This window comes from Photobacterium sp. DNB22_13_2 (assembly GCF_052873915.1).
In genome coordinates this window covers 77,154-99,497 of record NZ_JBNNXU010000021.1, presented here as the reverse complement: position 1 = coordinate 99,497, position 22,344 = coordinate 77,154, and the positions used below count along the sequence as shown (strand labels likewise).

Sequence of the window (22,344 nt, the reverse complement as noted above, 5' to 3'; positions counted from 1 at the left end):
GCTACAAACGTATGCCGGTTTTCAAGACCGGTGCTTTCAACCACTCAGCCATCTCTCCGTAAGTGCGGCGTATATTAATTCGCTTGAGGTAAATTGTAAACCCCCCAGCCATCTAACCGGTTATTTATTCAACACCCCGTATCAAATAACCACTTTTTATACCCACGTTGCTTGGGTATATCGTTCACTGTTCTGGTTAGAATACCAACAAAATAGCTTACTTTCATAAAGAGGAGACACCGTGCGTTTAGCCATCAAACCGCTAAGATCTATATCACAACTGGTAACGATAGATACAAATGTCCAGTCAATGCCGCCTTTTTCCAATACATTATCTAACCGACCAGCCTCATAATGACAATAAACATGCTGTCGTACGAATAAACTCAGGCAGATATTATGAAGATATAAATATCAATCTATTAATATACGATATAAATGATAACTTTGTAATTAATTGGTACCAAGATAACAGTTAGCAAAATAATACATCGCTAGCCGTATAATAATTCATAATAATATGCTCTTTGTAATATAACCTATAACTATAAGCGTTGATATTTAACACATTATCATTACTCATCCTCCAGGTTTTACTGAGGCCATCGACATAACAGATTAAGTGCCATGAAGAATACCTTCTCTGACCTACTTGATAGCGCCATCTCTGACAATGCATCTTTTCAGCATATTTGGTTTGCTGGTGATTCTATGCCACCACCGGAGGCAAGTTACCAAGTTAACTTCCCTCGTCTTGAATTAGTATTTAAAGGCAAATACGAAAATCATTTTGAAAGCCATCTACAACAAATTGACAATGTTTCTCTGGTGGTGGGCGACGCACTGTTTATTCCTGCAAACGCTTGGAATAAACCCAGCTGGGATCATGAGTGTTCGGTACTAAGTCTACTTTTTGGTAAAAGTCAGCTTGGACTGAGCTTGGTCAGTAAGCATGAAAATGAAGAAGGCTTTTACGATGTCGTGAAGTACAGTGTTCCGCAGCGAACAGGTCATGCTATCGATCATATCTTGAGTGCACTTTCTACCCTCGCTCATGAGAAGAAGAAGCAACCCGCCGATAAATACTTATTACTTGCACTGCTGAGTTATTGCAAAGATATGGTTGAAAAGCCGGCAGAGGATACCAACAACCGAAGAGAAGACCTCTTTAAGGGCATTTGCATTTATGTACAAGAGAACTTTCACCGAAACATAAACCGCAATACAGTCGCTGAACGATTTAATATTTCACCCAACCACTTATCACGATTATTCCGTCAAGAGGGTCATATGCGTTTTGCTGACTACATTTCATGGGTCAGGCTAGAACGCGCAAAGTTCATGCTCAAGCGATACAACTTCCGATTAGAAGAAGTCGCTCAACGTTGTGGTTACCTTGACTCGAATTATTTTTGCCGTGTATTCAAGCGTAAAACAGGTAAAACCCCAACGGAATATCGCAGTTACCAGCTTTCATGACCAATACAATGACAATAAGTAGATGACTCCAGTTCTTGCCCGCTTAACAAGCGGGCTTTTTTGGGGCTGATAGTCAAATGAGTGGTTGAATTTCAGGCTCAGCCTAAGCTGAGCCTGTTTAAACAACTTCGCTCAACGACGATTAGTTAAACGGACCTTCTGCTGACCACGATGGTGGGAAAGCATCAGGGGTTGTTGCCCAGCTATAGTTGGGTTCATTGCCCATCTCGAACACCAGTTCACCACCTTGAGTAATTTCGCCGTGGCTGATCCATGAACGTTCAAGGCTATTACCATTTAATGTGGCAGATTGAATATATATATTCTGCTCCGACACCTGCTCGGCTTTCACGGTAAAAGTATTGCCGTTAGGTAAATTCAGTGCCACTTCAGGGAACATAGGGCTGCCAATCACATAACGTTGATCGGCAGGGTTTACCGGATAGAACCCCATCGCAGTGAACACATACCAGCTAGACATTTGGCCGTAGTCATCATTGCCGCAGATCCCTTCAGGCTTATCGGTGTAACACACATCCACCACTTCCTTCAGCCACTTCTGGGTTTTCCAAGGCTGACCCACATAGTTGAACAGATATGGGGCATGGTGATCGGGTTCATTTCCTTGCACATACTGCCCCACCATACCGGTGCTGAAGATCGGCAGCTCTTGCTCGGGATCGGGGGTTGTTTCGAACAAGTCATCCAAGCGCTGGATAAAGGCTTCTTGGCCCATCTTATCGACAAGTCCTGCGATATCATGCTGAACATGCCAGAAATACTGCCATGCATTACTTTCCGCAAAGCCCGCTTCATAACGTTCTGGATCAAAATCCGAAATGAAGTCGCCGTTCTCCAGCCGTGGAACAAACCAGTCTCGGCTGCTGTCGTACTGGTTCTGCCAGTTTTTGGCCTGCTTGATAAAGTGCTGGAAGTCCGACTCTTTACCCAACGACTGTGCCATTTGCGCGATAGCCCAATCATCATAAGAATATTCCATTGCGCGTGACGCCGCCCAACCGTCGCCGCCCTCTTCTTCGCTATAAGGTACATAGCCCTTTTCACGATAGGCAACAATCTCGGCACGATCTGACGCCGCCGATGCCTTCATTGCTTCTAGTGCCAACTTAGGGTCAAAGCCTTCAATGCCTTTTAGCCACGCATCCGTAATCACCGGAACCGCATGATAGCCCAGCATCATGTTGGTCTCGTTGCCTTTCATTGACCACACTGGCAACAAACCGGTTTCCTCATAATGGGCCAGCATCGAATTGACCATATCACTGACCCGGTCTGGTTCAACCAGCGTCTGGAACGGGTGGGTGGCTCGATAAGTATCCCAAAGAGAGAAAGTATCATAACGATCAAAGCCATAGGCGCGCTGGATTTGATGATCTGCCCCTTTATAGCGACCATCAACATCTGAGTGCAGAGTTGGTCCAAGGTAAGAGTGGTAAATCGCAGTGTAGAAGATCCTTTTTTTGGTCTCGTCATCACTGGTCACGGCCACTTTTTCTAGCTCGCTTTGCCATGCATCATGCGCGGCTTGGCGGGTGTCATCAAAATCCCAGCCTTTCAATTCAGCATCGAGGTTTTTATAGGCGCCAGCAACATCCACCGATGACAGCGCGACTTTTACCAACACTTCCGTTTCATCCGCACTGGTATCAAAGTTAAAGTAACCACGGGTTTTGGTGCTTTGTACTTCATTGCCGCCAACAACCTGACCCGTCTCATCATCTTTCAACTCAAAGCCTGTCATGGGTTTCGAGAATTTAATCACGAAATGTTCACGTTGATCGGCAGCCCAACCGGTTGAATAGCGATAGCCTTCCAGCGTCGTCTCATCAACCACTTTGATCACCGTATCGGTCGGCGAGTCCCAGTTAAGGGCATACCCCAAGTTCAGCACGACCTTAGAGTCGGCATCCTTAGGGAAGGTGTAGCGGTGAAAGCCAACGCGATTGGTGGTGGTCAGCTCGGCCTCTATACCATAATCATCAAGCATGACTTTGTAGAAACCAGCTTCTGCCGTTTCGTTATCATGGCTAAAGTGCGACGCTTCGCTGCTACCACGCATCTCATCCGAACGGCTATTAAACGGCATCAATAAGATATCGTTGAGATCCCCCGCTCCCGTACCTGATAGCTGGGTATGGCTAAAGCCCACCAGCCGATCATCGTGATAATGGTAGCCACTAATATAATCCCAGCCGCCTGTACCGTTATTCGGGCTTAATTGCACCATACCGTGAGGGACCGTTGCCCCCGGATAAGTATTAGCCAACCCGCCGGTACCTATCATCGGATCGACGTACTTCACCAAATCAGCTTTGGGTGTGTCTTTGCCATCGTCAGTGTTGCTATTACTGTCCGAATTACATCCGACCAAGCCTATCGAGACAGCAACCGCTGCGGCAAGTAATGAACGTTTAAACATATAACCTCCAATGTAAAATTTGTTTGATTTGCATGCCGAACTTATTTGGCTGGTGCGTCAGGCTTTTGGTTAGACATAACAAAGCTCAGCTGACCGCCGGCGTAAATTTCGTCATGGCTAAAGGTGTTATTGCTATCAAGTTTCTTGCCATTGATGGTGACCGACTCGACGTAGATATTGTCGGGACTGTTATTCTCCGCTGTGATGGTGAATAACCCGCCATCAACGGCCACCGTCATTTCATCGAACAACGGGCGACCAATGGTATAGACCGGTTCAGCTGGGGATATTTGATAGAAGCCCATCGCGCTCATGATGTACCACGCCGACATCTGCCCGACGTCTTCATTGCCTATCAGGCCTTCAGGGGTTGGCAGATAGAAAGTATCCATGACTTCGTCGATATACTCTTGCACCTTCCAAGGCTCTTCGGTGTAGTTATAGAGGTAAATAACGTGGTGATCAGGTTCATTGCCGTGGACATATTGACCTATGTAGCCTGTCATATCCCCTTGGCTAGTATCAGCATCGGAATCGGCATTGAATAACGCATTGAGGTTAGCCAGGAATGCCTGCTCTCCGCCCATCACTTCTTTTAGACCATCGATGTCGTGAGGGGCAAACCATGTCCACTGCCATGTGTTACCTTCGGTAAAGTCCTCCCCACGGTGCTCAGCTTTATATGGCCAGAAATAATCCAGCGGTGCGCCTTCACAATCATCCCCTTCACACGACGACATATTGTTAACCCAAGAGCCGTCGAGGTTTTTCGGTCGCATAAACCCTGTCGCGCCATATTGGCCATATTCACTCGGGTTATAATCGAAGTAGTTCTTGAACGCTTTCGCGCGTTCGAGGTAACGGGTTTCTTGCTGTTTATCCCCCGCTAAATGGGCTATTTGGGCAATACACCAATCGTAATAGGCGTTCTCTAGCCCATAAGAAACAGATTCATTAACGATCGTGTCGTAGATGTCGGCTGGATTATTTTTCACATCGGCAGGCACATAACCGAGATCTTCCTGATATTCGCCATGGCGGGTCATGACGATCCAGCGCTTATCACCGTTCCACGCATCCTGATATGGGATCCAATCACCTGTAATGCTCATATCAAAGTTAGCACTGACTTCAGCTGCAGCCATTGCCAGTTCATAATCTTGCTGGGTAAAGGCATCAGGGTATTTCACCATGGTATCGGCAATGACCGAGACGGCAGGATACCCCACCATTTCGCCAGTATAGTCAGAATGTAATTCCCACTTAGGTAACACCCCACCGGTCTTAAATTTATTTAGCAGATCATGAACATATTCAATAGAACGCTCTTTATCGATGATCGTTTTTAACGGATGGGACGCTCGGAAAGTATCCCACATTGAATACACCGAATAATTGGTGAAGCCGTCTTCTGCCTGATAGGCCTTTCCATCCATACCTCGATATTGACCATCACTGTCTTGATACACAAAAGGGGCAAAATAAGTGTGATAAACCGATGTGTAGAAGATGGTTTTCTCAGCGTCAGTTCCACCTTTTAGCTGAAATTTTTCCAGCACGTCATGCCATGCAACAGCGGCTTTGTCTCGCACTTCATCAAATTCAAAATCTGTCGTTTCTGCATCGATATTGGCTTTTGCACTCTCTGTACTTAATGGTGAAATAGCGACTTTGACCTGCAGTGCTTCACTACCCTGACCAAAATTAAGGTGGGTGATCACATCTCGGCTATCCGTTATTTCAGTCGCCTCGGTTTGTACACCTTCATCAAGAACAAGATACGAATCAAAAGGTTCGGAGAACTCGGCGTAAAAATAGACGGTCTGGTACTGCGCCCACTCGTTACTCACTCGCATACCCGCAATCGCGTTATCACCGACTATTTTGAAGCTAATTTCGCGGCTATGGTTACCCCACTCGCCCAATAACTCATGGCCTAAATCAACCTTCACCTTGCGATCTTGATCGTCAGGAAAATGATAGCGATGAAAAGCCACACGTTTGGTTGCCGTTAATTCGGTTTGAATTTTATTCTCTATTAAATCAGCCGAGTAATAGCCCGGTGTCGAAACCTCTGTACCCTTATCGATAGTTGCTACTCCGGCGTTAAAGCCGGTATAAGGCATGAAAGCAAAATCATTAAGATCCCCCTTACCAGCACCCGATATATGCGTGTTACTAAACCCCGAGATTCGATCATTGGAATAATGATAATCCGTTGGCGTATTGTCTTCCTTCGCGCCATCAGGGCTTGGCTGGATCATCCCTTCCGGTACGACAGCCCCAGGGATGACATTTCCCAACCCATCAGTACCGATAAACGGGTCGACATATTGCAGTAAAGTCAGTGAGTCATCAGGCTGGGTTTTACTGTCACTGCTACTGGAGTTACACCCCACCAACCCAAACGATAGAATAATGGCAGTCGCAATCAGCGTACGTTGAAACATGTTACCTCCATGAACATTTTCTTCAGATACAGCAATCCCTTACCACTAAATCGGAACACCGAGAATTGGCAATACCTGAAGTTATAAATAGTTGACAACTCGCTAACCGGCGTAGTTGCATGGGAGTGTGAAGGCAGGCAAGAGAGCATTCTCTTGCCTGTTTATTGTTGCTTTAACCGTATATGGTTACGTTAATCTCGTGTGGGTTAGTTAACGGGTTTCTGGTCGGTCATGACGAAACGCAGTTCACCACCAGGATAGATTTCGCTATGCGCGAAAGTATTGTATTTATCCAGCGGCTTCCCGTTAATTGTCACCTCTTGCACGTAAAGATTATCTGAGCCGTTGTTTTCGGTGATCACTTTGAAATCACCTTCTGGCAGATGCACCGTTACTTCATCAAAGACAGGACGACCAATGGTGTAAGTCGGATCTCCAGGAGTGATTTGGTAGAAGCCCATCGTGCTCATAATGTACCAAGCCGACATCTGACCAACATCTTCATTACCAATCAAGCCGTCAGGACCGTTGTGATAGAAATCCTTATACACCTGATCCAAGTATTCCTGCGCTTTCCAAGGCTGGTTGGTACGGTTGTACAAATAAATGACATGATGCGATGGCTCATTACCGTGAACATACTGGCCAATGTAGCCAGTCATATCTTGCAAATCACCTTCATTCGGCTCGGCATTAAACAGCTCGTCTAGCTTCTTATTCAGGCCATCAGCCCCCCCCATCAATTCAGTGAGGCGATCCAAATCCTGCATCAATGTCCATTGCCACTGCCAAGCATTGCCTTCGGTAAACCAATAGTGATCTACTTTATACGGGTCAAACTCTGCTAACTTAGTACCGGTATCATCAACGGGAACGAAGAACTTCTCGACCGGATCCCAATGGTTTTGCGACCACGTACTACGATCCATGTACTTGTCATAGTTCTGGGTGTCGCCTGCCGCTTTCGCTATCTGGGCAATCGTCCAATCGTAGTACGACATCTCTAACGCATAAGAGACAGAGTTCCAGTTCGGCACATGGATAAACTGGTATTGCTCGTAATAGCTGTACTGGCCCGGCATTACAGAAGCTAATATATCATCAGGAATTTGCGGGAAATCTTCGGGATGGTAAGTCGAGCTTTCCGTTGCCGCTAATAACGCATCATTCGGGTCGACGTCCATACCTTTGACAATGGCATCGGCAATAATAGCGGTCGCGGGGTAACCTATCATGGTGCCGGTATAGCTTGAATGAGCTTCCCATTTAGGTAATATCCCGGCATTCTTCTGCTTTCGGATCAGATCGTTGGCAAAGTCTTCGGCACGCTGTGGATAGATAATTGTCTGCAATGGATGTACAGCCCGGAAAGTATCCCACATCGAGTAGATTGAGTAGTTGGTCAGCCCATCTTCTTCGCGGATATAGCCCAGTAAATCGCGGTATCGGCCATCAACATCTTCAAATACGATAGGGGCAATTTGGCTATGGTAGAAGCCGGTATAAAAGTTGGTTTTCTCTACATCACTGCCACCTTTTAACCCAATGACAGAAAGCTCTTTTGCCCAAGCGTATTCAGCCGCTTCTTTCACTTTTGCAAAATTAAAATCAGGCACTTCCGATTCCAAATTTAGCTCAGCGCCTTTCCAATCAACCGGAGAAATTCCCACTCGTACTTCAATCGATTCATTACTTTCTGAGCCAAAATCAAGGTAAGCTGCGATTTCAGTATCACTACGAACGGCACCATGCGGTAACGAGCGCTCGGCACCATCTTGGTTCAGCATAAATGCATTAGCAATCGGCGCTGAGAATTTCGCATAAAAGAAAATATTGTGATCTTTTACCCAAGAACCACTGACCCGGCGGCCACGAATAGTGTAATCATCGACCACTTCAATTTTATTTAGGACACTCTCACCACCATTTGCTTGTAAAGTATGGCCAATGTCTAATTTAATTTTGCGTTCACTGTTTTTAGGGAAGGTGTATTTATGATAACCCACCCGAGTGGAAGCAGTTAATTCCGCTTCGATGCTTGATTTATTTAACTTAACTTTATAATAACCGGCCGATGCCTCTTCGGATTCTTTATCAAACGTATTTTCCTCGGCATTACTTTCATCGGTGTATGGCAAGATAAGAATATCGCCCAAGTCCGTCACACCAGTGCCGCTGAGATGAGTATGGCTAAAGCCATAGACAGGGATATTCTTGTCTATTATCTCACCCTTTTCATAATCACTGGCATCATGATAACCACTGGCAGAATGCCAGCCATCCAGTGTAGTATCTGGACTTAGCTGCACCATACCTTGAGGCACTGTCGCCCCCGGAAAAGTATGGCCAGAGCCCGCAGTACCGATAAATGGGTCAACATAATTCAGTACTTCCATATCAACGACAATCTCATTCTCTTTGTCGTCGCTACTATTACCACTATCAGAGTTACACCCACTCAAGCCTAGCGCTAAAGCAACAGCCAATGGTATATATTTCTTTTGGAACATAATGCCACCTTATTCAGCAAAATTCCTTGCTCGCTCAAACAATAAATCTGCCTGTTATAATTTTAAGTTTTAAATTGATTCGATATTGGATTATCTGGCATTTATTATTAATTATCGGCTATGGGTGAGATATAGGATTAATTACGCATTAACTATAAATTTGTAACCATCCCAAAAGGCTGTGAGTAATCTCTCATTGCCTTATACCCAATTCACTTCAAGGTGCTTGGTTCCGCGAGATAGGTATGGATATACGCCCGACAGATAATTAGTGTACCGAGCGTATAATTAATAAGGCAGGTTTATATTTCTGATGGCTCTTGTGCCGATTCACGTTTAATCAATAGTGGATGAAAAAAACGAGACAATGGACTATCGGTACCTTCGAGCGATAGCCTTGCAGCATTCATTGCCATTGATTCTATTGGACTTCGGATCGACGTGAGTTTAGGGCTGAAATAGCACTGAGGTAACACATCATCAAATCCCACAATAGAAAGGCGCTCTGGAATCGCAACACCATGCTCTTTGAAAACCTGCATTGCAGCAGCAGCATAAAAGTCATTAAAGGCAACCATCGCGGTAACAGGTAGACCTTTATTCAGTAAATTCGAAGCAGCCTCTGCGCCACCTGGCTCACCGAACGGAGCCTCTTCGACCCAGTCAGGATTAAAAACAATGCCCGCTTCATCCAGTGCACGGCGGTAGCCATCAAAACGCGTAAATTTATCGTCGACTTCCATTTCACAAGAAAGGTATGCGATACGACGGTGGCCCAGTTCAATCAGGTGGCGAGTCGCGAGGTATGTACCTTCACTGTTATCGAGCCAAACACATTGTGTTTCTACGGCTGGCACATAGCGGTTAAGAATAATAAGGCCAGGGATCTGTTTCGCGTACTGCGTCAATGCTTCATCACTCATCGCCTTACTGTGTATCACAATGTTACGACACCCTTTACTGAGCATGAACTGTATCGCATCACCTTCACAACCCGCATCGTATTCGCCACTTGAAACAATCAGCTTTCGCCCGTGCTGACGAGCAACCTTTTCAACGCCTTGGGTTAGCAAGCCATAGAAAGGTGAATTGAAGCGACTGATAATCAAGCCAATCGTGTCATCGCTTTGATTGATATTTAACCGACGATTACCTTTCACCACATAGCCCAGCTTTGCCATAACGGCTTCGACCTTGGCCACCGTTTCCGGCAACACACTGCTCGATTGATTAATTACTCGTGAAACGGTCGCCGTCGACACACCAGCAGATTTTGCAACGTCATTGATAGTAGGCATTTGTGGAGTAGCTCTCAGTTTTAAACCATGTAAATTACATTGAATTTTATTCTTTTACATTGGTGAATTCCATCACGGATCTTAGTATTTTGTCGCATTATCCTGAATATGTGACCTGAAATGGGTTTGTAATTAGAAATATATCTGTTTCCTACATTAATCCGGATGTAAATTACATGAATAACAAAATAAAATCGACTCCTTCTACTGGGCTAGCCTTGCTACCTATTATTGCGATGGTCTGTTTCCTCGTGATCGGCTACGGCGTGTATGGCCTACCAATCGAAAGCTTACTGCTATCTTCTGCCGTTGTTGCTGCATGTGTAGCGTGGAAGATTGGTTATAGCTGGGATGACATTCAAAATGCAATTATCGAACGTTTGGCTAAAACCATACCAGCAATATTTATTCTGGTTCTCGTCGGCGGTTTGATTGGTAGCTGGATGGTGGGTGGTACCATCCCAATGCTGGTCTATTACGGTCTAAAGATCATAAGCCCTGAATACTTAGTACTCACCGCTTTTTATGTAACCTGTATTGTATCACTGTGTACCGGTACCTCTTGGGGTTCTGCGGGCACTGTCGGTGTCGCGCTCATGGGTGTCGCTACGGGTATGGATGCTAACTTAGCCGCCGTTGCCGGTGCTGTTGTATCGGGCGCATATTTTGGCGATAAAATCTCACCATTGTCTGATAGTACGAACTTTGCGCCAGTTGTTGCGGGAACTGATTTGTACTCTCACATTCAACATATGCTGTGGACGACAATACCTGCTTTCCTACTCTCTAGCGTTGTATTCTTCTTTGCTGGTAGCAGTGATGTCGCAGCAAATACCCCTGAAAAAGTAATCGCTATTCTTGCCAATATTGAGCAGTTGTTCTCACTAAATGTCGTACTCCTTCTTCCACCAGCACTTATCCTGTGGGGAGCAATCCGTAAGTTACCAACCATTCCTCTCATGCTGGCTGCTATTGCTATCGGTGTCGTGAATGCCGTTATCTTCCAAGGCTTTAGCTTGGTAACAGCACTGACGTCTATGCTTAGCGGTTTTAATGCCGGAATGTTTGTCGATGCCGGGCTAGCGAATGTGACGGTTATTGATGATGTACTTACCCTTGTAAACCGCGGAGGCATGACATCAATGCTGGGTGTGGTTCTGCTTGTATTCTGTGCCTTCTCTTTTGCTGGTACGCTTTCACTTACGGGCGGTCTGAAAGTCTTGGTTAATACCCTGTCGAAAGGGATCAAAGGAACCGCCAGCCTAATTGGCGCAACGATAGTCACTACGATTACCGTTGTTTGTACAACGTCTGACGGTAAGCTAGCCCTGCTTATTCCTTCTGAACTCTTCCGTGATACCTACAAAAAAATGCAGCTTGATGCGAAGAATCTTTCCCGCACCATTGAGGATGCAGGTACGGTAATAGAACCACTTGTGCCATGGACCAACGCGGGGGTCTTTATGGCTGCGACCTTAGGGGTTTCAACATTGGATTACCTACCTTGGGCAGTTCAAAACTATTCCGCCATTTTCTTTGCCATGATCTGGGGTATAACCGGTGTTGGTATTGCTAAAGCGGTGAAAGAAGTACGTCAGGGCGAGACAGCGACAGCATAACCCCCCCCCCAACAATACACATATAAATAACAACCGGAAGCCTCGTGATGGTCGAGGCTTCCCGCTTTAAACGAGGATAATATGGCGCACGAACTTGATACCGTTATTAATCGCTATGGTACAGACTGCTTGAAATGGGACTACATGGAGAAGTGGCTTGGCGTACCGGAAGGAGAAGCGCTACCGAGTTGGGTCTCTGATTGGGACTTCAAAGCACCGGAATTTATTACCAAGCCAATGCAGGAACGTCTAGACCACGGTATATTCGGTTACTCGGAACGAAGCGACGAATACTTCAACTCAGTGATCGACTGGTGGTCTGAGCGACATCAGGTCACGCTAGAAAAAGAGTGGTTTCATACCACCCCCGGCAGCATGCCAGCCATTGCAATGCTTGTTGAACGCTGGAGTAACCCTGGCGATGAAATCTTGTTGCTAAGCCCTGTTTACCATGCGTTTTACCGCACAATCGAAAATACGGGAAGAACTGTCGCAGAGTCCTCTTTGATTAACGACAACGGCTACTACACAATTGATTTTGCTGATTTGGAAGCACAACTTAAAAGCGGTGTGAAAATCATGATGTTCTGTAACCCACATAACCCTGGTGGCCGTGTATGGACAGAGCAAGAAGTCACACAAGTATGCCAACTATGCCACCAATACGGCGTTTACTTGATTTCAGATGAGATTTGGGCGGACGTTGTCTTTAGTGGCAGTAAATTTTACAGTTGCTTGCGCGTTGATCCGGTGTATTTCGACAAATTAGCGGTATGTATTGCTGGTACCAAATCATTTGGCTTACCTTCAATGCGCCTAACTAACACCATGATCCCAAATGCTAAAGAAGCTGAAGCTTTAAAATCAAAGCTGCTAGCCTACGGTATCGATGTCTACAGTGCTTTCAGCATTATTGCTAACCAAGCAGCCTACCGTCACGGTAAAGAGTGGCTCGACAATACCATTCAATATCTCGAAGCAAACAACCGGCTATTGGAGGCGTTTGTTACCAAAGAGCTCAACCAAGTCACTTATCGGGTACAAGAATCCACTTACCTGGCATGGCTCGATTGCCGTGAAATGAACATTCCCGACGAAGAGCTTGAAAAGCAACTGCATAATGCCGGTGTAATCCCCACCATGGGCTATAGCTTTGGCAAGCAAGGACGTGGCTTTGTTCGCCTCAACCTAGGCTGCCCAAAGTCTATCCTTGAAGAGAAAATCAACCGCTTACGTACTGTATTGAAATAATCACCATCGAACTTTAGGTAGAAGTGTTATGCGATTTGGTTTAGATATTGGCGGCACGAAGATTGAGCTACGTGCCTACGACAAAAATAGCCAAGAGCTATTAAAACAGCGGGTTGCAACACCCAATAACTACGCTGAATTTTTAGAAGCGGTAACGACACTGGTGAGAGCCAATGAGGCTGAACTAAAAACACAGGCAAGTATTGGCATCGGATTACCTGGGGCTATTTGCCCCAAGACAAGGCTGATCAAAAATGCCAATTGTACGTTTTTGAATGGGATGGATCTTAAAGGGGATTTAGAACGCCTGCTCGAAAGAGACATCTTTATCGCCAACGATGCCAATTGTTTTGCTTTATCTGAAGCTATCGATGGCGCTGCAGCGGGAAAGAAAGTTGTATTTGGCGTTATTCTCGGCACTGGCTGTGGCGGTGGGCTGGTCATTAACCAGCAATCGATTGTGGGCGCCAATGCAATCTGTGGGGAGTGGGGACATAATGCTTTGCCTGACTATCATCCCGATAAAGATGGTCAGTCCCAGCCATGTTACTGCGGAAGATATAACTGCATTGAACGCTATATCTCCGGTAGCGGTTTTGAGATGCAATATCATCAACGCTTTGGTGAAAGTAAATCAGCACCGGACATTGCCAAGGCACTGGCTGCAGGAGATCAGAAAGCCCGCTTAGCTTACTACCAGTTGGTAGACCAAGTAGCGAGAAGCTTTGCCACCATTGTTAATATCCTCGACCCGGATGCCATTGTGATTGGAGGAGGCATGTCAAACATCGCCTCTTTGTATGACGACGTGGCCAAGCAGATGAAACAATATGTTTTCAGCCCTGATAGTGAAACGGCATTGTTACCAGCCAAATACGGCGATAGCAGCGGTGTACGTGGGGCCGCTTGGTTACCACTTAGCCAAGTATAATTGAAAAGGCCCTCTTTCGAGGGCCTTCCTATTTCTGTTTTTACTGGCACTTATAGCCAAAGAATTCACTTAATTCGACGGTTTTTTATCTGTCATGACAAAACGTAACTCACCACCAGCGACAATATCGCTGTGATTAAAGACCCAACCATCGGCCAAGGCATTGCCGTTAATGGTCACGCTCTGTACGTACTTATTGGCAGGGCTGTTGTTTTCGGCCACCACTGTAAACGTTCCGTTCGGTAAGTTGACTTCGACCTTATCAAACAATGGACGGCCAATCGTGTATTCAGGGATCCCCGGTGTCACCTGATAGAAGCCCATTGCGCTCAGTACATACCACGCCGACATTTGACCGACGTCTTCATTGCCAATGAGGCCATCTGGGGTCGGCTTGTAGAACTCTCGCATCACCCTATCTAAGTACTCTTGGGTTTGCCACGGCTCATCGGTACGATTCCACAGATAGACAATATGGTGTGATGGCTCGTTGCCATGCAAGTACTGGCCGATAAACCCTGTCATATCCGGTAAGTCTTCACCACTGGTTGATTCATCGGCTTTAAACAGGGCATCGAGATCCTGTTTGAAGCCATCCTTGCCGCCTAATAATTCTTCTAGCTTCTTGAAGTCATGGAATGTTTGCCACTTCCACTGCCAAGCATTGCCTTCGGTAAAGGCAAACTCATCAACGTGGTAGGGATCAAACATCTCTTCCCCTTCAGGTAAGTTAAATGAGCCGTCGGCATTTAGCGCGCGGAAGAAACGAGTTTCAGCATCCCAATATTTAAGGTAATGCTCAGAGCGATCAAGATACGTCTGCTGAGTGGCACTGTCACCGGCCAACCGAGCAACCTCTGATACCGCCCAATCGTAGTATGAATACTCGATGCCATACGAGGCTGAATTCCAATAACCGTATGGGACAAAACCGTCCTCAATGTTGGCCTTCATCTGCAAGTCCTGCACATAGGCCAAGGTATTCTGATCCCAATCGGGGAAACGGGATAAGTCGTATGTCGTGGTTTCCTTCACTGCATGTAGGGCATCGTTGATGTCGATATCAAAGCCTTTTGTCAGTGCATCGGCAATAATTGAGACCGATGGGTAACCAATCATGGTGCCTGTGTAATGGCCATGCAGTTCCCACTTAGGCAACAAACCACCATCTTTCTGCTTGCGGATCAAATCATTGACGTACTGCTCAGCTTTATCTGGATGAATGATGGTTTGTAGCGGGTGGAATGCACGGAAAGTATCCCACATAGAATAAACGGTATAGTTTGGCGTATCGTCGGCCTGTTTGATGGTTTTAGCCGGATCCATGGCGCGATATTGACCGTCAACGTCTTGGAAGATCATCGGGGCAATTTGCGTGTGATACATTGCAGTATAAAAGTTGGTTTTTTCAGTTTCCGTTCCCCCTGAGACCCCAACCGTATTCAGCTCATCCGCCCACGCTTTTTCAGCCGCGGCATGTACCTCATCAAACCCCCAGCTTGGCACTTCAGATGCAAGGTTAAGCTGCGCACCGTCCATGCTTGTTGCTGAAATCGCCAGTTTGATTTCTAATGGCTTATTGCTCGGTTCGAATTCGAAATATGATACGACTTCTTCGCCTTCGATATTGACGCTATTCAGCACATCGTCGAACTCAACTCCATCTACAACAACTTTATTCGAAATAATAGGCGATGAAAATTTCGCATAGAAATACACACTTTGATTCTTCGACCAAGAATCACTCTTACGGTGGCCTCTGACCGTGTAGGCATCAATAATTTCAAGCTCATTCAATAACGACTTATTGCCCCAGCTTTTATTCAAGGTGTGCGCTAAGTCCAATTTAATAAACGGTGTTTCACCATATTTAAATTGGTACTTATGGTAACCAACACGTGGTGAAACCGTCAGTTCTGCCTCGATTGCATCACGATTTAACGTGACAGAATAATAGCCCGGCTTCGCCGTTTCATTACTTTTATCAAACGTGTTGTAACGGCTATTTTCCTCATTGGTGTAGGGTAAAATAAGAATATCACCAAGATCCGTGATCCCTGTTCCACTTAAATGCGTGTGGCTAAAACCATAAACAGGAATATCATCTACAGTACCATCATCAAAATATCCCGCCGCCGATCCCCACCCTTCCATAGTTGTATCTGGACTCAGCTGCACCATACCTGATGGAAAAGCCGCTCCGGGAAAAGTGTGTCCATCAGGGCCAGTACCAACAAAGGGGTTAACGTAATCTAGCACTTTGTAATTGTCTGGGCGTTCATCAACTTTACTGTTGTTATCGCCATCAGAGTTACACCCGGTTAAACCGACAACACTGGCAATTGACAGTGCCAAGAGCGCTCGTGTAAACATAGAAACTCCTAATAGATTAAATGCCCAACATTTTCTAAATTAATAAACATTCGCTGGGTTTGAATTATCATTAGAAATTCTATCGACGACTCATTTTTAACTTAATACGATTTTTAATTCATTTACTGGACTTTGTTACCTTAAATACATAATTGTGTTGATGATCTCAATTCGCAGTAATCTTGACCATTCATCATGCATTGGAATAAAAATCACATCGCCAATAATCGGGCACAAATATCCTATAAAGGGCACAAATGTCCACTATTAACGTTTTCTATAGCTCCGATAATAAGCATTGCAATAATTTACTCACCACAAAGTATTAATAAACATGAGTAAGTAACTCTACATTTTCTTTTTACATCAAATTATTTCGAAATTAATAGGTCTGTTATGTTTAATAAGCACATTCTGGCAGTAACACTTTCAGCTATTTTAGCGTCACTAGCAGGTTGTAATTCAGATAGTGGTCAATCCGATGATGGCGGCAAAACACACCCCATCAAGGTCCTAGAGTATGTTGACCCATTTATTGGCACCGGATTTAATGGCCATACTTTCCCTGGAGCTGTTGTCCCCGAAGGGTTTGTCCAATTAAGTCCCGATACCCACCTTACTGGCTGGCACTCATCCAGTGGTTATCACTATGATGACACCACACTCTACGGCTTTAGCCACACCCACTTAAGCGGTACAGGCATTGGTGATTTAGGTGATATCTTGTTTATGCCTTACAGCCAGGATGATCAGCACCAAAAGTCTGCATTTCAAAAATCGACGAGCATGCAACAGCAGGCTACTACCAAGTCACACTCGATAACTCAGGCATTGAAGCAGAGCTCACCGCAACCCCAAGGGTTGGCCTCCACCGCTATCACTACCCTTCAGATCAACCAAAAAAACTGAAAATCGATCTGGGTCATACCTTAAACGAAGACTGGGGCGGTGTTAGCCTAGAAAACGAAATTACCTTCATTGATGATAAAACGGTGATTGGTAAGCGTATCAGTGGTGGCTGGGCGGCTGATCAGCATGTGTATTTTGTTGCGACTTTCTCCTCCCCAATCAAGCAGTTTCAAATCACCGATGAAGGGCAAGATATCAACGGTAATACCGGCAATGGTAAAAAAATCGTGGCCTTTATCGAGTTTGAGCCCAGCAATGAGCCGGTGGAAATCAAGGTGGCATTATCTCCGGTCAGCACCGCTGGGGCTGAAGCCAACCTAGCAGCAGAAGCGGCTGATATTAATTTTGACCTTGCTCACCAACAAGCAGAGCAGCGCTGGGAAGAGAGCCTTGACCCGTTCCATATCGAAGGTGGTAGTGACGATCAGAAAACCATTTTCTATAGTGCGCTCTACCACACTAAATTAGCGCCAATGATCCACCAAGATGTAGATGGTCAGTACCGGGGAATGGACAAGGCAATTCATACCAATCCAGAAGGGCAAACCAATTACACTGTCTATTCAATGTGGGATACTTTCCGTGCCTTGCACCCACTGAAAACCATTACCGAACCCAACCGTGCCGTGGAATACGCACTCAACTTGGTCGAAAAGCAAAAAGAAGGCGGCCTATTACCCAAGTGGGAACTCCACAGCAACTACACGGGCACCATGGTGGGCTATCCCGCTGTGGCGATCATTGCTGATGCGATGATCAAATACCCTGACGCTTTCACCCAGCAACAAAAACTGGAAGCACTCAAAGCCGGTATTGCCAGCTCAACATGGCATCCTGAAGATTTCCAACATTGGGATCAAGACCTGCTCAACAAGGTCATGACCCCACATATCAAATTCATTGAAGATATCGGCTACGCACCCGCCGATGAAACAAACGAATCCGTTTCTTACGGACTGGAAAATGCCTACTACGACTGGTGTATCGCGCAAATTGCCAAGCTGGCGGGCAGCGATCCAGCCTACAACACATACATGGAACGGGCAAAAGGTTACCAACGCTATTTCGATTTCAACCCAGCAGAGTATACCGAGCATAGTGCCACTGGCTTTATGCGCCCGGTAATGCTGGATGGCAGCTGGCGAACGCCTTTCGACCCATACAATGCCGAACATGAAACCGGTGATTACACCGAAGGAAATGGCTGGCAGTGGACATGGTTCGCCCCACATGACATCAATGGATTGAAATCGGTAATGGGGGGAGAAACGGCCTTTAGAGAAAATCTTGATGCCTTATTCAATGCCGAGGAGCAAGAAGGCACCAGCGACATGACCGGGCTAATTGGTCAATATGTCCATGGTAACGAGCCGGACCAGCATGTGCCTTATCTATATAACTACACCACGACACCTTGGAAGACCCAAGAATATGTCGACCAAATACTTGAAGAATTCTACCTTGCCACCCCTGAAGGGATTGTCGGCAACGAAGATGTGGGTGCGATGTCGGCCTGGTATGTCATGAGCGCGTTGGGCTTTTATCAAGTCACGCCAGGTAGCACAACTTACACCATTGGCCGCCCACTGTTTAATGAAGCGACGATACCTGTTGCAGGGGGTGAATTTACTGTTACCGCAGAGAACAATGGCCCCGACAACCTGTATGTTGAGTCAGTCACCATAAACGGAAAAGCACTGACTAAGGATCTCTTCTTTGACCATAGTGAATTTAAGCCCGATGGCAACCTGCACTTTGTCATGACATCAACACCACCACAGCCATAAATATAGCGGCATCAATTATCTCTACCAACGCACGCCTCAGCCCTTGCTGCGGCGTGCTCTTACCCACTCCCACGTTCTCATGAGAACCTTAACCATACTCACCTTTCTAAGGAAGGAATCCATGTCCAAACGACCTGCATTACCGACAATTCAAGTCATGAAAACTGCGCTGTTTGCAGCCACATTAGGCATTGCGAGCCTAGGGCTAACCGGTTGCAATAGTAGTAGTGATAATAGTGATTCAAAAACCACCACGAATACCGAGCTTATTGGTCACTTTTTTGGTGTTTTCGACGATAATTGGGACAAGAGGCTCCGCGAAGACACCCCGTTCGATAAAATGGACTTCATCTACATCGCTTTTGCCCATCCCTATGATGAAGATGGCGATGGTATATATGAGCTTGGCTACGAAAACGCCCACCAAGAAGCCCCGTTTACTGATCAAGAACGTATTGATCAAATTGTCACCCTTGCACGCGCTAAAAACCCTGAGATCAAGCTACTGATCTCTGAAGGGTGGAGCATGCAAGACTACTGGAAAAGTGCACAAGATCCTGAAATCTTCGCTGAAAGCGTTATCACCATGATCCGTGCCCATCAACTCGACGGCTTTGACATGGATTACGAGATAGGAACCGACCCCATAAATCTAAGCCAGTTTACAGACTTGGTCCTCGCCCTTAGAAAACGGATAGATCTTGCCAGTATAGAAGATGGCCGTAGCAATAACCCTTACCTACTGACCATTACCCCAGACCATACCTCACTCGACGTATGGGATGGAAAGCTGGTTAACCAGCACTTTGACTATGTCAATTTACAAACCTACTGGGGCAATCGCTTCGACTTTATCGATCAATTCGAGGAAACAGGCATCGAGGTATCAAAAATGCTGATCGGCCTTGCCAGCGAAAGCTATAACCGCCCAGCTGACGCACCTGCAGCTTTTGTGGATATAGCCAAACAACGCGGTGCACGTGGCATTTTTGCTTGGCGACTTGATACCGATAGCTTGGATCAACAAGACACGCCGCACTACTCCATTGCGAAAGAAATGTGGCAATTAATGGGCCGCGAAAATACCCAGTAGCCCGATAAATTCCGTAATCAACCTGCCAAGTATGTACCAGATAGTCGCTTGCCATCATGTGCTATCTGGCCTTTCCATTATTAGCATCAAAATTGGCACGTAAACTGATTTATAACATTTAACAACGATGTGGTGAAAATAGCGAAAATAATATTCTTTCAAGAGAGTAATATTAACTATCCTTCATCCATAGGTAAGTTCAACGCCTAACTCTATCCATCAACCGATAGTTTTTTTAGTAAAGAATACATCTACAAACACATCAACGACGACTACCTAAAACTCCTCACCATAAAACGTATAAAAAACAAACCATGATGTAATCCAATATTCACTACCTCAAAGATAGCAATAAATAGAATGTACAAAATTTCATGCATTAATATAAGCGCTTCATATATAAACCCCTTACATATAAACCCTTTACATATAAACCCTTTATATACATAAGGTTATAACATATCACCTATCGCATAGCCTAAAAAATAATACACAGCAAAGATGCAACAAATTTAATATCATTTTTTTGGATCAAGATCACGGTAATACCATGAGATTCCATACATCATTATGATATCAATCCCATAATAAACAAGGTTGACAATAGGGATGTCAGAAGAAGTTTGCGACTGCCAACTAATAAAATGCCCTAAGTGCGGGCAGAGTGATAATTTTTTAATCAATATAGATGACGGTACTCTCATCTGTATCTGTGGATATAAAACAACGCTACCAAGCTGCAGCTGCAAATAAAACCTCTAAAGGAATAGTATGAATTATTTTCAATGCCCATCATGCAATGACCTTGTCCACTTTCATCGTATACATAGAACGAGATTAGAACGTCTTGTCAAAAAGAAATATGCTAAATATCAGTGTAGCAACTGTTCATCAATTATTCTTTCTCATATGTCTATGATGGAGGTGCATTTGATAAAGAGTGGTGAGAAAGAAAAAGAACCAGAGTTGTAAGGTTAAGCAGTATGAAAGGCTCTAATGGCATCGACCTCAAATTAAATCAGCAATATTACGTTGAACATTTGATTAATCTTCATTGGCGATATTTTAACGCAATATCCGATGATGACATCGCGGAGTTAACCTATCTTGAAGAGGTAATAGAAAAAACGAAAAATAATTTAGTCAATTTATCTGAATAGGTTTTGGTGGCAGAAATAAGCGGCCTGCCACCAACAAACATTTTCAAATTACAGCCTAAACCTCAAATTACAGCCCAGATCTCAGATTACAGCCCAAACCGCCATACCGGCCTCGTTCCCCAAAGTAGCCAGAACACCGCCGACGGCATAATCTTTTTCTTTCTCCATAAGAACTGTGCTTGGTGTTTAAGAAAAGCAGCTTTCAAAAAGGCATCGGCTAACTGCTGAGACTCGTCGATATTCACCTTCCGAAGCTCATCAAGCTCACTTCCAGCTAAGATCTGTCGCTGTTTCCCTTCTTCAAGCCATTGTCGAACAATATATTCAGCCCTTTCCATCAGCTCCGTTTGCGGAGCTACATCTTGAATGAGCCCAATAGCCAGTGCTTGCTGAGCATCGGGTTTCCATCCCTCAGCACCTAGCATACGCTGCGCGCTCTCCTCCCCAATCAAGCGAGGTAAATGTACACTTGAGCAACCTTCAGGAGTAACACCGAGTACAGAAAAAGGCGTCGAAAACGTTGCATTGTCAGCAGCAACAATGCCATCGGCTAATGTCGCAGATGTCACACTGGCACCAATTGCCGGGCCATTCACTGCGATCAACAATGGCTTGGTGCAACCAAGGAAAACCTCGAACAACGCTTGGTTGTTCGAAGCAATCAACTCACGCAATTTACGTGGTGCCATTACCTTTAAGGTACCACTGAGGTTCACCCCGGCGGAATAATAGTCCCCCGCCCCAGTGAGAATGATGGCTTTGACCTTACTCTCAATATTTGCCTTCTCAAAAACCTCTTTGAGGGCGTTCATCATATCCATCGTCCAGCCATTTAATTTCGCCGGACGGTTCATCGTTATCGTTAGAATCCCCTGCTCAAGCTGAGTCAATAATTGGCCAGCAGAAACTGTACCTAGCTGCATGTCGTTCACAATGGTCGCCTCCCTTCAATGGCACGCTATTTAATTCACTCTATCTCAACAAAAATGAGTCATGCGTTCTTCCAATCTACCTTTATCTGTAACTTTCTACATCACCTGCAAT

At 45.4% G+C, this 22,344-nt stretch carries 12 protein-coding genes and 1 pseudogene; 7 read left to right on the top strand and 6 right to left on the bottom strand.

Annotated features, from left to right (window positions below; all coding sequences use genetic code 11):
* On the top strand, nucleotides 1–229 hold a 229-nt coding region (locus ACVA58_RS22930; RefSeq protein WP_446512670.1), incomplete at its 5' end, for a hypothetical protein.
* A gap of 398 nt (nucleotides 230–627) precedes the next feature.
* Nucleotides 628–1,479 carry a helix-turn-helix transcriptional regulator gene (locus tag ACVA58_RS22925; RefSeq protein WP_446512669.1) on the top strand — a complete coding sequence of 284 codons (852 nt, stop codon included), beginning with the start codon at nucleotides 628–630 and terminating at the stop codon, nucleotides 1,477–1,479.
* A 142-nt stretch (nucleotides 1,480–1,621) separates the two neighbouring features.
* Here ACVA58_RS22925 and ACVA58_RS22920 read toward each other — a convergent pair whose 3' ends face one another.
* The 4 genes from ACVA58_RS22920 to ACVA58_RS22905 form a co-directional block, all read right to left on the bottom strand.
* Entirely contained in the window at nucleotides 1,622–3,919 is a 2,298-nt protein-coding gene (locus ACVA58_RS22920; protein WP_446512668.1) for a GH92 family glycosyl hydrolase, read from the bottom strand.
* 41 nt (nucleotides 3,920–3,960) lie between these two features.
* Complete coding sequence (locus ACVA58_RS22915) at nucleotides 3,961–6,369, bottom strand: GH92 family glycosyl hydrolase (protein ID WP_446512667.1); 2,409 nt, start codon at nucleotides 6,367–6,369, stop codon at nucleotides 3,961–3,963.
* A gap of 206 nt (nucleotides 6,370–6,575) precedes the next feature.
* Nucleotides 6,576–8,879 carry a GH92 family glycosyl hydrolase gene (locus ACVA58_RS22910; RefSeq protein ID WP_446512666.1) on the bottom strand — a complete coding sequence of 768 codons (2,304 nt, stop codon included), beginning with the start codon at nucleotides 8,877–8,879 and terminating at the stop codon, nucleotides 6,576–6,578.
* Between the two features lie 302 nt (nucleotides 8,880–9,181).
* Complete coding sequence (locus tag ACVA58_RS22905) at nucleotides 9,182–10,177, bottom strand: LacI family DNA-binding transcriptional regulator (protein WP_446512665.1); 996 nt, start codon at nucleotides 10,175–10,177, stop codon at nucleotides 9,182–9,184.
* Between the two features lie 176 nt (nucleotides 10,178–10,353).
* On the opposite strand from ACVA58_RS22905, the gene nhaC reads away from it, so the two are divergent.
* From nhaC to ACVA58_RS22890, 3 genes are all read left to right on the top strand, one after another.
* Complete coding sequence (gene nhaC / locus ACVA58_RS22900) at nucleotides 10,354–11,796, top strand: Na+/H+ antiporter NhaC (protein ID WP_446512664.1); 1,443 nt, start codon at nucleotides 10,354–10,356, stop codon at nucleotides 11,794–11,796.
* An 81-nt stretch (nucleotides 11,797–11,877) separates the two neighbouring features.
* Nucleotides 11,878–13,047 (top strand): MalY/PatB family protein, encoded by a 1,170-nt coding sequence (locus tag ACVA58_RS22895; protein WP_446512663.1) that lies wholly within the window; start codon nucleotides 11,878–11,880, stop codon nucleotides 13,045–13,047.
* A gap of 28 nt (nucleotides 13,048–13,075) precedes the next feature.
* Complete coding sequence (locus ACVA58_RS22890; protein WP_446512662.1) at nucleotides 13,076–13,978, top strand: ROK family protein; 903 nt, start codon at nucleotides 13,076–13,078, stop codon at nucleotides 13,976–13,978.
* 69 nt (nucleotides 13,979–14,047) lie between these two features.
* Here ACVA58_RS22890 and ACVA58_RS22885 read toward each other — a convergent pair whose 3' ends face one another.
* Nucleotides 14,048–16,351: a GH92 family glycosyl hydrolase gene (locus ACVA58_RS22885; RefSeq protein ID WP_446512661.1), complete on the bottom strand. Its 2,304-nt coding sequence runs from the start codon at nucleotides 16,349–16,351 to the stop codon at nucleotides 14,048–14,050.
* 396 nt (nucleotides 16,352–16,747) lie between these two features.
* On the opposite strand from ACVA58_RS22885, the pseudogene ACVA58_RS22880 reads away from it, so the two are divergent.
* Nucleotides 16,748–19,047: pseudogene (locus tag ACVA58_RS22880) on the top strand (GH92 family glycosyl hydrolase).
* A gap of 121 nt (nucleotides 19,048–19,168) precedes the next feature.
* Nucleotides 19,169–20,140: a glycosyl hydrolase family 18 protein gene (locus tag ACVA58_RS22875; RefSeq protein ID WP_446512660.1), complete on the top strand. Its 972-nt coding sequence runs from the start codon at nucleotides 19,169–19,171 to the stop codon at nucleotides 20,138–20,140.
* Between the two features lie 1,246 nt (nucleotides 20,141–21,386).
* Here the strand turns inward: ACVA58_RS22875 and ACVA58_RS22870 are convergent.
* Complete coding sequence (locus ACVA58_RS22870) at nucleotides 21,387–22,223, bottom strand: enoyl-CoA hydratase/isomerase family protein (RefSeq protein ID WP_446512672.1); 837 nt, start codon at nucleotides 22,221–22,223, stop codon at nucleotides 21,387–21,389.
* Nucleotides 22,224–22,344 lie beyond the last annotated feature (121 nt).